Here is a 12,641-nt window from a genome sequence, read left to right on the forward strand (position 1 = left end):
CTATTTATCTCCTCTGCCGCCGTCTGGCGGCTAAAGCATATCTATTCACACCTCAATGGTAACAATTATTCATTTGTGGTTGATCTTTTTGTGTCTTGGTGCAAAATTACCAAAGATAAACGCCAAAGAGGGCAGCCAATGAAACGAATTACCCAACGAGAGGCTCTTGATTTTGGCCTCACTCGCTTCTACACCGGCAAAAAATGCATTCATGGACATGACAGCGAGCGCTACACGCTCAGCGGTCAGTGCGTCCAGTGCAACCACGAACGCGCCCGGCGCCAGGCTCAACTGCGCTCGGAAAAATTAAAAGCTACACGAAAGGCCCGGGAGGCAGCATGAAAGAACGCGGAATGATTTTTAACGCTGAGATGGTGCGGGCGCTCTTGGATGGTCGGAAGACGCAGACGCGGCGGATCATAAAAAATCAGCGGGAAGGTGGAAGTTGGAGCGTCCAGCTAGCAAAGAATCCTTGCATCCCCAGGCATACCCACGACTGGTGGTTGCCGAATGCGACACAGCCCTATTCTGCTTTAATTTGCCCGTTCGGTGCAATCGGAGAGCGCATCTGGGTGCGCGAGACGTGGGCTCGCTACAACATCGACCAGCGCAGCCAAGATATGGCATACCGCGCAACAACGCCAGAGGACTGGCCGGATGGCGGGCGGTGGAGACCATCCATCCACATGCCGCGCTGGGCCAGCCGCATTCTGCTTGAAATCACCGACGTGCGTGTCGAGCGGTTGAACTCTATCAGCGAAGAGGATGCTCAAGCTGAAGGCATGGAGCTTACCGGGTGGCGGCCGACATACTCTGACCCGGATAGTGGCGGAGAGGTTTGGACACCATATGACAACTTCGCACAGTTATGGGAATCCATCTACGGCGAGGAAAGCTGGAAAGCCAACAACTGGGTTTGGGTGATCGAATTTAAGGTAGTCAATTGCGGAGGTGATTGATGGCCGGTGACTGGATCAAGATGCGCGCGGACCTGCATACGCATCCGAAAGTTGTCCGTATGGCGTCCGCATTGAAAGCGGACAGACTTCGGATAGTTGGCGGACTACATTCCGCATGGTGTCTTTTTGATGTCCATTCTGTTGACGGATTTCTTGACGGTTACAGCGCGGAAACTCTCGACGACATGATCGGATTTCCTGGATTCTCCCGGGCGATGATGTCAGTTGGATGGCTTGAAGAAGATGGCGAAAGCCTTGTCATGCCTCGCTTTGACGCCCATAACGGGCAGTCTGCAAAGCGCCGGGCGCAGGATGCTGACAGGAAAAGAAACGTCCGCAAAACGTCCGCACCGGAAGCGGACAAAATGCGGACCAGAGAAGAGAAGAGAAGAGAAGATATAAAAGATATAGATCCCCCTAATCCCCCGCGGGAAAGAAAAAAGGTGAAACAGTACCCGTACCCTGAACAACTGAACGCGGCAGCCTGGGAAGAGTGGAAAGCCTACCGGCGGGAATGCAGGTTCAAAGCGTACGCGCCGACAGAGCGAAGCGAGGGGGCGGCAATAACCGAGCTGATTAATCTTTCAGGCGGAAATCATGAGAGGCAGATGCAGATCGTGAAGCAGTGCATGGCGAAAGGGTGGCGAGGGCTGTACGAACTGAAGGATGGCGCCGGAAGGCGGGACGTGAACGCGACTTCCCAGCCAGACGACCAGATCCCGCCAGGATTCAGGGGGTGATCACCAGTCAGATCCGGAGTGGCATTTTTTTTGCCTTTCAGTATTACCAAAAAGGTAACAAAATATGCTCATTTCTATTGAATTTAATTCGTATGTGTATTTTAATTACCTGAGAGGTAAATTATGCGTAAGTCACTTCAGGCCCTGGGGAGGCTGAAAACCGGGCAGATGAACAAGACCGAGGCGGCTTACTGCCAGCACCTTGAGCTGCGCAAGCGCTACGGGGAAATCGCCTGGTACCGGTTCGAAGGCATCAAGCTGCGGCTGGCGGACAACTGTTTCCTGACTGTCGATTTTGCCGTGATGTTGGCTGATGGGCGGCTGGTGATGGTGGACGTTAAGGGCAGTAAGGCGGTCTTTACTGACGATGCGAGAGTCAAGATGAAGGTTGCGGAAGACAGCTATCCGTTCGTCTTTCAGGTTGCTTATCCAAAACCAAAAAAGCTCGGCGGTGGTTGGGAGGTTGAGGAGCTATGAGCGCGAAGACCAATGCTGCTGGATTGATTGTATCCGGTGACAAAAATCCGAACTGGAAAGGCGGGAAAATCGAAAAGGTTTGCGCCGTATGTGGCAAGCAATACCTGGTTAAGCGGGTCAATTCTTCCTCGCGTTTTTGCTCGCTTCAGTGCGTTGGCATCTCACAGAGAGGAAAGACGGTTAACCGAGAGCCACAGCGGGAAACGAAATCATGCTGCGTTTGCGGATCTCCGTTCTCTGTTTTCAGAAGCCATGCGAAGCGCATGAAGTGTTGCTCTAAGTCGTGCTCCAACGCAATGAGATCATCTCTGATGAAGGGCGACGGTAACCCTAATTGGTCTGGTGGATTATCACGCTTGCCATATCCATGGGACTTCAGAGAAACGAGCAAGAAGGTGATCGAGCGTGATGGGTTTGTCTGTCAGAACCCTGGGTGTGATGGAGCTGACGAAAGGCTAACCACACATCACATCAATTACGACAAACAAGACTGCCGACAGCAGAACCTGATTTGCCTTTGCTCCAGTTGTAACTCAAAGGCCAACTTCGGGCGCAGTGAATGGCAAAAGTTCTATGAGTCGCTGATGTCGGAAAGAGTTCTAAATCGACGATCTGCATAGATATCAATTTAATAAATAAGTTAAACGGGTAAGCGGGGGTAAGTATGGATTTCGATTTCGTGAATTACAGCCGGCGGTCTCTGCTGCTGTTCGTGACAGTGGCAAACATCATTGGGTGGATAGTGATTTCTCCTGTCCTGTATGCGCTTTATCTGGCGATCAAATGGGTGATGGCATGAGCGAATTAACAGCAGCACTGGCGACTATCGAGAAGTGCCGGGAGATTACTGGCTGTCCGGCTGGCGTAGACCTGCAGGACCATCTGCGGCAGCTGGCTGCGGAGAATGTGGGGCTGAAGGCTGCAATTAGTGCAGTAAACAGGACAGCGGAAGAGTGTGAGCTTAACGGCGACGAATTGAAATATGTTGTCGAGCCGTCAGAGTTTGAGGCGTTGACTGATTTGCTGGACGAAACCCCCGCCACCGATCGCATCTATGCCGGGATTAAGGCTGATGGGGTGGAGATGTTCGCGCTGATGTTTGCTGAGGAGGCGATCAAAGACGACACCATCGCAGGCAGCTGGAAAGCCAAAGCAAGCAGAGCGGCATCTGAATACGCAGAATTGCTGCGCCAGGGAGCATCAGAATGAGCGACAACCAAAAAACGCTGAACTACGACCCAGCAGACCCGGACAAGATGAAGCTCCCGGCTGGCAACACTTGCGGTAACTGCCGCCATCTCCGGCGCTGCAAGGCCATGTTTGGACACACCGAAACTGACACCTATTGCGATTGGTCGCCATCCCGCTTTGTAGTGGAATCGACTTCAATTTTGCTGCGCGAGAGGGCCAAATGAGCAACCAGCTAAAACCATGCCCGTTCTGTGGGAGCAGGGACGTTGAGGCCTTCGCACAGGACGAAGACGATTGCGAGTACCGTTCTGCGATTGTTCGCTGCCACTCATGCGGCGCGCAATCCGCACAGATGGTAGGTAGCACCAAAATTGAAATGGCTATTCGAGCCTGGAATAAGCGCGTGGAGTCCAAGCATGACAACTGATATCACCGAACTGGCGCCGGCCATGAAAGCGGCAGCAGAAAAAGCGACCGCGCTTAACCTGGATACAGCTCAGGAAGTCCGAGATGAAGACGGATACCTTGAGTGCCCGGTTTGCGGTGGCGAAGGTAGCGTTGATGCTGAGCGCGATTATTGCAACATCGACGGTGTTGCGCTGGGAATTCAGTTTTATGGCATCGGGGAGCATCACGGGCTTGCTGAACAGTATTTCCGCATAGCAACGCCCGCCAACATCCTCGCGCTGGTAGAGACGCTGGAGAAGGCGCAGGCCATCAACGCAGCAGCCGAAAAACTGGTCCGCTGCAAAGGCCGCTATCACAGCGAGCAGAACTATCGCGCACTGGCGGCGCTGTTTGGCGTGAATACACCAGACCTGCCGCCGCTGGATGGGGAGTCCCGCACCGTCACTGTGAAGCCTGATGAGGTCCGGGAAGAAGGCAATCAATTTTTGGTTGTACGCCATCCGGGTAAGGTGCCAGTTATCAAACACCCGGTAGGTCAGCTTGAGAATTATCTCATTCAGATTCTGAAGGCCGATCCGTTGGCAACCATCGACATTGTGACTCACCGCTACTACGGCGCCGGCGGTCAGTTTGTGGAGGATGCTGACGAATATCTGCATGAGATGGGCATCAAGTGGGAGGCTGAGTGATGGCTAACCTTCAGCTTGCAGTTAACGGTGAGTATTTCGATGCAATGAAGCGAGGCGAGAAAACAGAAGAGTACCGCCTGGTTAATCCGTATTGGGGGCGCCGAATCTTTGGGCGCGATTATGACCGCCTGATTATAACGCGGGGCTACCCGCGAGCAGACGACCACGACCGCCGCATTGATATCCCGTATGACGGATTCGAAATCAAAACCATCACACACAAACATTTCGGCGACCAGCCTGTGAAGGTATTCGCCATCAAGGTGAATATAGATGGAGCCAACCAATGACCAGCAAATTAACCAGAGAGCAGGCGACTGATAAAGAAATTCAGATGCTCATCGATAGCCACGAAAATGGCACCGCAATGTTTCTGCGAGTTGATGCGTATTATCTGATGGCTAAAGAGCTACAGGAACGCCGCAAGGCTGCAATGGACAGCGAGCCGGTGGGAACACTCAGTGTTAGAGCAATGAGCTACAGTGGCAAGAAATTCGGCACTCAGTTTGGCTTTGTGCATAGTGATGCCGCGATGAAGGTTCCTGAGGGAGATTACCCGCTCTATCGCCACGCGCAGCCAGCGCCGGTAGTGCTGGAGGGGTTGAATCCTGAAACTGCCGATTTAGTTTTGCGGTTCGCAAGCGCACTGGCTGATAAGTTGTACAAGGCCGAGCAGAAGTATGGCCGCTCAACAGACTGGATGAAAAGCGATTGGTATGACGACTGCCTGCAATCACTCTGGGAACATATCGAAAAAGGTGACCCGAGAGACGTAGCAGCTTACTGCGCTTTCATGTGGCATCACGGGTGGGTAACAGCCGACTATGACCGTAATGTGCAGAACGCCTGCCGCGCCGCCATGCTGCAGGAGAACCCAAAAAGTGCAGGAGAATCGAATAACTGCAGGAGTAACGGAAATATGCAGGACCTGAAGGCTGGGAACTCTCCGGCGCATTCTGGACTCCACCCGGAGCAAAGCAGCGGTTCTCCGGCGCAAGACGTTGTTTATCCAGCGCCAAGCCCAATTGACCACGGATATCGACCAGATTGCGAATGCTCAGGGTGCAAAGCTACAGCCAGAATCTGCGCTGAGTTGGCTGGCAACTCTCCGGTAATTCCGGATGCCATCCGCGACGCTCTACTCAAAGCACTGTCCGCGATGGAATTCATGGGTGATACGCTGAATAACCTCGATGCTGTTTGCGCTGAGGATGCTGAATTTGTGGCGCCGGCCTTCGAAGCCGTTCGCCGCGTTCTCGCAGCCGCCCCGCAGGAGGCAAAGTGATGCTCACAATCGAAGAAATTAGCAAGCGTGCAGCACTGCTTAAGTGGAAGCGTCAGTTTGGCCCATTCGAGAAATGCCCGGTTTGTTACGGCCTGCTGCGTTCCTGCGAGCTCTGCCACGGACACGGCAAGGTAATTCAGGAGGATATCGACTCCTCGAACAACCCATTCGCAAAGATGAAGCGGGAGGCTAAAAGGTGAGTAAATCCCCCGCAGAACGCAAAGCCGCGCAGCGCGCGCGGCAGTCCGCCGCCGGTGAGCGCAAGCTTGAGCTGGTGTTTGACGGGCAGGAACAGGAGATGCTGGCGCGGAACTGCGCCGCCCGGCGCCCGGGTCGTGCGCCGTATGAAATGGCTGAGTACATCGCGTTGCTTATCCGTCAGGATGATGCGCGGGTTCGTGGCAAGATCAAATCGATCAGCAAGCGCCGATGCGGGAAGTGCGGCGATCAACTTCCAGTGACATCATGTCCGTGCGCTGGTGATTCTCAATGTTGGGCCACTCTTGGGTGGCATGAAACAAAATTGACGGTGTGACATGTCACGATTGCAAACCATCTCCTCATGAATTACTGTAATTATATACAGTATTTATGAGGTGCGGATCATGGGTGGCAAGGACCTGAATTATACAGTCGTTTACCGCGGGGATTTTATCGAAAGCGTGCCAGATGGCCGGTGGATGATGATTCAGCGCGGAAAGGAGTACGGCGGAGGTTACTGGTTTGGCAAGGCGTACAGCGGTTGCTTCTGGCTGGAGTTTGAAAAACCAATGGGGCTATCTGATTGCGTGGAGTATGTCGTTCTGTACAACCAGTTATCAGGAAGCGGGCGCGACTTCGAAGAAGAATTTAAACTGTTTTGACAGTGGCCGCCGACTATGGCGGCTTTGTTTTGCGTGATAGTATTACCACATCGGTAATAAAATCTCGGAGTATTACCATGCCAAAGGACCCCAAACGCAAATCTACGCAGTACAAGCCTCTTACAGCGATGCAGGAGGCTTACGCGCAGGAATACACCAAGTGCCCTGAAAATCAGACTCAGGCGGCGATTAACGCAGGATTTTCGCATAAGACGGCCCACGTCAAAGCCAGCGTGATGATGCGCGATGAGCGCATTCAGAAACGAATAGCTGAACTGATGGAAGAGCGCAACAAGCGCCTGCGCGTCAGCGCTGACTATGTGCTGCTGCGCCTGGTGGAAATCGACCAGATGGATGTGATCGACATTCTCGATGATGAGGGGGGACTAAAGCCGGTCAGCCAGTGGCCTAAGGTGTGGCGTACATCACTCAGCGCAATGGATATCAACAGAATCCGCATGGCAGGCAAGGATGGCGACGATGATATCGAGTCAACGCTGCAAAAAGTTAAATGGCCGGACAAGGTGAAGAACCTCGAGCTGATTGGTAAGCACGTCGACGTCATGGCGTTCAAAGAGCGCATGGAAGTTAACGTGAACGTCACTATCGCCGACCGCATGGCCGCCGCGCGGCGCCGCGTCAAAGAACAGGCTGGTGGTGAAGAATGACAGCCGCAGCCATGTCACCGGAAGAACAACTGATCGACGACATTGCCAGTTTCACTCATGACCCGCTGGGCTATGCGCATTACGCGTTCCCGTGGGGGGAGGATGGCACAGAGCTGGCGCATGCATCAGGTCCGCGTAAATGGCAGGCTGATGGCTTCAGAGAGATAGGAGATCACCTGCAAAACCCCGCTACTCGTTATCAGCCAATCATGATAGCCCGTGCATCCGGGCACGGCATAGGCAAATCCGCGTTCATCTCAATTCTTATCAACTGGGGCATGTCCACCTGCGAGGATTGCAAGGTGGTGGTGACCGCCAACACCGACAACCAGCTGCGCACGAAGACCTGGCCGGAAATCATCAAATGGTCGAATCTGGCTATCACGAAAGACTGGTTCACCTGCACCGCAACCGCGATGTACAGCAACGATCAGGGCCACGATAAACGCTGGCGCGCTGACGCTATCCCCTGGTCTGAGCACAACACAGAAGCGTTCGCCGGGCTGCACAACGAGCGCAAGCGTATCATCGTCGTATTCGACGAAGCATCCAACATTGCAGATCTGGTGTGGGAGGTTGCCGAGGGGGCGCTGACGGACGAGGATACAGAGATTATCTGGGTGGCATTCGGTAACCCGACGCGTAACACAGGGCGTTTCCGTGAGTGTTTCCGCAAATACAAACACCGCTGGAAGTGCGCGCAGATTGATTCCCGCACCGTGGAAGGCACCAATAAGCAGCAGCTGCAGAAGTGGGTGGACGACTACGGCGAGGATAGCGACTTCGTGAAGGTCCGCGTTCGCGGGATATTCCCGGATGCGTCGGAGCTGCAGTTCATCCCTACCGGACTGACCGACGAAGCCATGAAGCGCATTGTGACAGAAGCGCAGGTTTCACACGCCCCGCGCATTATCGGCGTCGACCCGGCGTACTCCGGCGCGGATGACGCGGTGATCTACTTCCGCCAGGGGCTGCACAGCAAAGTGCTCTGGACCGGCAATAAGACCACCGACGACCTGATAATGGCGAAGCGCATCGCCGACTTTGAGGACCAGTACCAGGCCGACGCCGTGTTTATCGACTTCGGCTACGGTACCGGCCTGAAGTCCATCGGCGACGGCTGGGGTCGTACCTGGCAACTTGTGCCGTTTGGAGGGGCATCGTCTGATCCGCAGATGCTGAACAAGCGCGGCGAGATGTTCAACTCCTGCAAAACGTGGCTGAAGCTCGGCGGTGCGCTGGACGACCAGGAGACGTCTGACGACCTGTCAGCGGCAGAGTACAAGGTGAGAGTGGACGGTAAGATAGTCATGGAGCCGAAGGAAGATATCAAAGAACGGCTGGGCCGGTCGCCTGGCAAGGGCGATGCTCTGCTTCTTACGTTCGCATACCCGGTGACGAAGCGCTCAGATTTCCCGATGGCGGGCGGCAAGCAGCCTAACGTGATCAGCGATTACGACCCGTGGGCGTAAAAAAGCCCGCGCATCGGCGGGCTGATTGTGACATGTAACTATATCAACAATCGCTATCAGGTCTCGCCACGGCACGGCATGCCCACATACAGGCTTCCTGCATTTTGGTACGGGCGATTGCCAGACAGCGCATAGCTTCATCAATCTCCCGAGCCTGCTCAACACTTAACATTGCCGGGCCATTACGGACAGCCAACAATTCACCTCGCTCTGTATCAAGCAGACTACAAAAATGCCGGCTGACACCTTTGAGGCGGTTCATCCGCTCAATGTCGCCAGCGGTTAATGTGCGGTAGCCTTTTACCATGCTGCCGTCTTGTGGTTTCGCTTCGCTCATAATCTCACCTTAAAAAAATGCCCGGCGAACAGGGCGAAATAGGGATGATGGAAAGTGCCATCCTTGGCTGGGTGTTGCGGGGTTTACAGCATGAAGTCATCGTAATGGCGTCCTGCTGTAAAAAGGGCGGTGGTCAGAAAGGGAATAACTGCCACCGCCAAGCTACACACAGCAATTAACTCTGGTACTGCATCACGGTCCTAAGGCGTGATTGGGTTGTGGTGGTGGTGCCTCCACCTGCCGGATTTAGCCATAGCCGGCGACGTTACACTGCCCGGAAACGCATTCATTGAACGGGTTGGCTCGCCGCGTGCGCATAGCCGCAATTACCACAACGGAAAGAGCACTGCGGCCGGCGTTCACCGTATTCGGGCAGTCACTGACCTACACCCTAAATGCTCTTACCTGTTGTGTGCTGACCTTACAGCCAGCGCGGTTGGAATGAAGACGCGTAACGAATTTTCACCAACTAGGCGGGATCACCATGAAAGAGCCGCCTCTTTAGCCTTTCATGCTCCCCATCTTTCCGGGTAGTCAATGACTTCAGTCGATCATACGACCTTCGGTTATCGCTCCGTCGTCAGCGCCACTGTCCAGGACATTTATTAGGACCGTCTCCAAGTGGTAACTCTTCCAGTCCCGATAAACACCCTGCGAGATGCTTATCGTGAATGGATTCCATCCTCGTCTCTTCCGAGGTGTCACACCGTATCGCCAGGATGGTGAATCCCTTGTCCGTGCATACAGAACACTGGCTTGCACATTCCGGCTACCCGCTCGGGGAAAAGGAACCTCAAGGAACCCCGCCGGACCGCTGCGCCGCATGTGCCATACGGCGGTTGTCTTAACAACTGGAAGCGCACTCCGCCATTTGGATTAACGACAAAGCCACCAATGAGGTGAAATGGAATGCGCTTGCATGTTGTCATTACCAATAAGGTAATAATTGCATCTGATTAAGTCAATGCACTACGCGAAATAATTCATATGTGGTTAAATTGGTAATAATTTAAGCGCTATGGAGTTCCGCATCATGTGCATCAGCAAACCTAACGTGAGTTCTCCGCAGGTCCAGGCTGCACCGCAGACGTCTGATTCTGCCGTACAGAATACGGCTGATGACGATCGCCGCCGGCGGGCTGCAGCTGGCGGGCAGAAGTCAACAATCCTGACATCCAGTCAGGGCGTAACCCAGCCATCCAGCGGCTCGCAGGGCAAAACCCTGCTCGGGGCTTAATCTATGGCTGAGCTCTCTCCAAAGCAGCACTACCTCAAGCACCTGGGACAGCTCAAAAAAGAGCGCACCAGCTTTGAGGAACACTGGCGCGAACTGGCGGACTTTATCGATCCGCGCAGCACGCGCTTTCTGACGACGGAGAGAAACAACGGCAGCAAACGCAATACCCGTATCGTTGACCCGACCGCATCCAAAGCGGCCCGTACGCTGCAATCTGGCATGCTTTCAGGTATCACCAGCCCGACGCGCCCGTGGTTCAAACTGGCAACGCCGGATCCGGAGATGATGCAGTATGGCCCGGTTAAGCGCTGGCTGGATGTCGTCATGACCCGCATGAACGACGTCATGAACCGGTCCAACGTCTACCAGTCACTGCCGATTATCTACCGTCACCTGGGTGTTTTCGGTACGGCGGCAATGGTTGTACTGGAAGATGACGAGGATGTTATCCGCACGCACCCGTTGCCGATCGGCAGTTACTACCTGTCGAATTCCGCCCGTCTGTCGGTCGATACCACCTATCGCGTTTTCTCCATGACCGCCCGCCAGATTGCGATGCAGTTTGGCCTCGAAAACGTCAGTAATGCCGTGCGCAGCGCCTGGGACAGCGCGAACTACGAAGCGTGGTTTGACGTCGTTCACCTGACTGAGCCTAACCTGAACCGCGATACGGGCAAGCTGAATGCGCGTAATAAGGCTTTCAAATCGGCTTACTTCGAGCTCGCGGGCGACGGCGACAGGATGCTCAGCGAGTCCGGCTACGATGAATCGCCGATCCTGTCCCCGCGCTGGGAGATAAACGGCGAGGACGTTTACGGCAGCAACTGCCCAGGCATGATGGCCCTCGGCACCGGGAAGGCCCTGCAACTGGAGCAAATCCGCAAGGCTAACGCCATCGATAAGATGGTGAATCCGCCAATGGTTGCGCCGGCAAGCCTGAAAAACAAACTGCTCAATCTCACCCCCGGCGGCGTGACGTACGTCGATGAGATCGACAACAGCAAACTGGTTCGCCCGGCCTACGCAGTCAGCCCGCAGTTGAACGACATGCTGGCGATGATCGCCGACGACCGCCAGATGATTGAGGCCTGCTTCTTCTCCGACCTATTCAACATGTTCAGCACCATCAACACCCGCAGCATGCCGGTTGAAGCCGTGGCATCGATGCAGGATGAGAAACTTCTGCAGCTCGGGCCTGTGCTGGAACGCCTGAATGATGAGTTCCTGGATCCGTTTGTTGACCGCACCTTCAACATCATGGCCCGCCGCAACCTGTTCCCGGAACCGCCGGAGGAACTGCAGGGCGCGCCGCTGAAAGTCGAATACGTGTCCATTCTCGCCCAGGCACAGAAGTCTATCGGCATCAACAGCGTGGAGCGCTTCGTCGGCTTCGTCGGCAATCTGGCACAGGCCAATCCCAACGCGCTCGACAAGCTCAATGTGGATCAGGCGATCGACAGTTACGGCGACATGCTCGGCGTCCCGGCGACGATTGTTAACTCGGCTGATGAGGTGCAGGCCGCCCGCGATCAGCGTGCGCAGCAGGAACAACAACAGCAGATGATGGCTATGGCGCAGCAGGCTGGCGCAACCGCCAAGACCCTGAGCGATACCAACACCGCAGACCCTAGCCTGCTCAAAACCCTTTCTGATGCTGCACAGCAGCAGGCGGTGGCGCAATGACTGAATACCTGAGCGCAGAGGAACAGGAAGCGCTGGCAGCAGAGGCGGCCAAAAAGCAGAGGCTGCGCCGCGATAACGAGCTCAACGACCTGCGCCTTATCTGCGATACAGAGCACGGCCGCCGCTTTATCTGGCGTCTACTGGAGCAGGCTGGCGTGTGGCGCTCCACCTATACCGGCGAGGCGCTCTCAGCAGCGTTCGCTGAAGGAAAACGTAACACAGGGCTGATGGTCTTCTCTGACGTGATGGAGGCATGCCCTGATCAGTATCTGGTAATGGCTAACGAGGCCAAAGGGGAAGACGAAAATGGCTGATCAAATACAGCGGGTTAAGCGACTCAGCGGCCCAAATCAGGTTGTTGAGGTCATCAGCGGCGGGGGGATCACCACAATTCCGACCCCGACAACCACAGTACGTGGTGGCGTCCTGGTCGGCGCATCCGTGGCGGCTGCAGCTGCAGCAACAGCCACCGCTGACACCGCGTCAACGGCTACGGATGTTGCCGGCCTGCTGGCTGACCACAATGACCTGGTCTCGAAATATAACGCGCTGCTCACCGATGCCGCCGCGCTGCGCACCACGCTGAATGCTGTTCTTACTCAGCTGAAAGCAAAAACAATTCCTGCATAGGT

20 protein-coding genes are annotated in these 12,641 nt (G+C 54.9%); 18 read left to right on the top strand and 2 right to left on the bottom strand.

The annotated features are described in order from the left end of the window. Positions 1–69: 69 nt before the first annotated feature. Positions 70–267, bottom strand: a complete 198-nt coding sequence (locus MMW58_RS30280) for a hypothetical protein (protein ID WP_371822979.1) — start codon at positions 265–267, stop codon at positions 70–72. Between the two features lie 71 nt (positions 268–338). On the opposite strand from MMW58_RS30280, the gene MMW58_RS07725 reads away from it, so the two are divergent. The 14 genes from MMW58_RS07725 (at position 339) to MMW58_RS07785 (ending at position 8,752) form a co-directional block, all read left to right on the top strand. Then, a complete protein-coding gene (locus MMW58_RS07725; protein WP_241723043.1) occupies positions 339–959 on the top strand; it encodes an ASCH domain-containing protein in 621 nt (206 codons plus the stop codon). Then, complete coding sequence (locus tag MMW58_RS07730) at positions 959–1,699, top strand: DNA replication domain protein (protein WP_241723044.1); 741 nt, start codon at positions 959–961, stop codon at positions 1,697–1,699. Before MMW58_RS07725 ends, MMW58_RS07730 begins: the two co-directional genes overlap by 1 nt. Positions 1,700–1,822: 123 nt before the next feature. Next, entirely contained in the window at positions 1,823–2,176 is a 354-nt protein-coding gene (locus MMW58_RS07735; RefSeq protein WP_241723045.1) for a DUF1064 domain-containing protein, read from the top strand. Between the two features lie 795 nt (positions 2,177–2,971). After that, positions 2,972–3,385, top strand: coding sequence for a hypothetical protein (locus MMW58_RS07740; protein WP_241723046.1), 414 nt, complete (start codon positions 2,972–2,974; stop codon positions 3,383–3,385). Continuing rightward, positions 3,382–3,591, top strand: a complete 210-nt coding sequence (locus MMW58_RS07745) for a hypothetical protein (protein ID WP_241723047.1) — start codon at positions 3,382–3,384, stop codon at positions 3,589–3,591. The genes MMW58_RS07740 and MMW58_RS07745 overlap by 4 nt, the downstream gene beginning before the upstream one ends. Continuing rightward, positions 3,588–3,794 (top strand): Lar family restriction alleviation protein, encoded by a 207-nt coding sequence (locus tag MMW58_RS30285; protein WP_371822980.1) that lies wholly within the window; start codon positions 3,588–3,590, stop codon positions 3,792–3,794. The genes MMW58_RS07745 and MMW58_RS30285 overlap by 4 nt, the downstream gene beginning before the upstream one ends. Continuing rightward, positions 3,784–4,464 (top strand): hypothetical protein, encoded by a 681-nt coding sequence (locus MMW58_RS07750; protein WP_241723048.1) that lies wholly within the window; start codon positions 3,784–3,786, stop codon positions 4,462–4,464. Before MMW58_RS30285 ends, MMW58_RS07750 begins: the two co-directional genes overlap by 11 nt. Further along, the gene (locus MMW58_RS07755) at positions 4,464–4,754 is read left to right on the top strand and encodes an ASCH domain-containing protein (protein WP_241723049.1); all 291 of its coding nucleotides are present in this window, start codon (positions 4,464–4,466) and stop codon (positions 4,752–4,754) included. The genes MMW58_RS07750 and MMW58_RS07755 overlap by 1 nt, the downstream gene beginning before the upstream one ends. After that, positions 4,751–5,749: a hypothetical protein gene (locus MMW58_RS07760; RefSeq protein ID WP_241723050.1), complete on the top strand. Its 999-nt coding sequence runs from the start codon at positions 4,751–4,753 to the stop codon at positions 5,747–5,749. The genes MMW58_RS07755 and MMW58_RS07760 overlap by 4 nt, the downstream gene beginning before the upstream one ends. Beyond that, entirely contained in the window at positions 5,749–5,949 is a 201-nt protein-coding gene (locus tag MMW58_RS07765; RefSeq protein ID WP_241723051.1) for a hypothetical protein, read from the top strand. Before MMW58_RS07760 ends, MMW58_RS07765 begins: the two co-directional genes overlap by 1 nt. Beyond that, positions 5,946–6,284, top strand: a complete 339-nt coding sequence (locus MMW58_RS07770) for a hypothetical protein (RefSeq protein WP_241723052.1) — start codon at positions 5,946–5,948, stop codon at positions 6,282–6,284. Before MMW58_RS07765 ends, MMW58_RS07770 begins: the two co-directional genes overlap by 4 nt. A 70-nt stretch (positions 6,285–6,354) precedes the next feature. Next, the gene (locus MMW58_RS07775) at positions 6,355–6,612 is read left to right on the top strand and encodes a lF-82 (RefSeq protein ID WP_241723053.1); all 258 of its coding nucleotides are present in this window, start codon (positions 6,355–6,357) and stop codon (positions 6,610–6,612) included. A gap of 77 nt (positions 6,613–6,689) precedes the next feature. Further along, positions 6,690–7,280, top strand: a complete 591-nt coding sequence (locus MMW58_RS07780) for a terminase small subunit (protein WP_241723054.1) — start codon at positions 6,690–6,692, stop codon at positions 7,278–7,280. Further along, positions 7,277–8,752, top strand: coding sequence for a terminase (locus tag MMW58_RS07785; RefSeq protein WP_241723055.1), 1,476 nt, complete (start codon positions 7,277–7,279; stop codon positions 8,750–8,752). Before MMW58_RS07780 ends, MMW58_RS07785 begins: the two co-directional genes overlap by 4 nt. 43 nt (positions 8,753–8,795) lie before the next feature. Here MMW58_RS07785 and MMW58_RS07790 read toward each other — a convergent pair whose 3' ends face one another. After that, positions 8,796–9,089, bottom strand: coding sequence for an Acb2/Tad1 domain-containing protein (locus tag MMW58_RS07790; protein WP_241723056.1), 294 nt, complete (start codon positions 9,087–9,089; stop codon positions 8,796–8,798). 1,033 nt (positions 9,090–10,122) lie between these two features. On the opposite strand from MMW58_RS07790, the gene MMW58_RS07795 reads away from it, so the two are divergent. Genes MMW58_RS07795 through MMW58_RS07810 form a run of 4 tightly spaced genes read left to right on the top strand, consistent with a single transcriptional unit; the run spans position 10,123 to position 12,639 of the window. Then, positions 10,123–10,326 carry a hypothetical protein gene (locus MMW58_RS07795; RefSeq protein ID WP_088401946.1) on the top strand — a complete coding sequence of 68 codons (204 nt, stop codon included), beginning with the start codon at positions 10,123–10,125 and terminating at the stop codon, positions 10,324–10,326. A gap of 3 nt (positions 10,327–10,329) precedes the next feature. Then, a complete protein-coding gene (locus MMW58_RS07800; protein ID WP_241723057.1) occupies positions 10,330–12,009 on the top strand; it encodes a portal protein in 1,680 nt (559 codons plus the stop codon). Then, entirely contained in the window at positions 12,006–12,323 is a 318-nt protein-coding gene (locus MMW58_RS07805) for a Bbp19 family protein (protein ID WP_241723058.1), read from the top strand. The genes MMW58_RS07800 and MMW58_RS07805 overlap by 4 nt, the downstream gene beginning before the upstream one ends. Beyond that, positions 12,316–12,639 (top strand): phenylalanyl-tRNA synthetase subunit beta, encoded by a 324-nt coding sequence (locus MMW58_RS07810; RefSeq protein WP_241723059.1) that lies wholly within the window; start codon positions 12,316–12,318, stop codon positions 12,637–12,639. Before MMW58_RS07805 ends, MMW58_RS07810 begins: the two co-directional genes overlap by 8 nt. Positions 12,640–12,641: the final 2 nt, after the last annotated feature.

It is taken from the genome of Klebsiella sp. HC6, assembly GCF_022605325.1.
Lineage (GTDB): Bacteria > Pseudomonadota > Gammaproteobacteria > Enterobacterales > Enterobacteriaceae > Klebsiella > Klebsiella terrigena.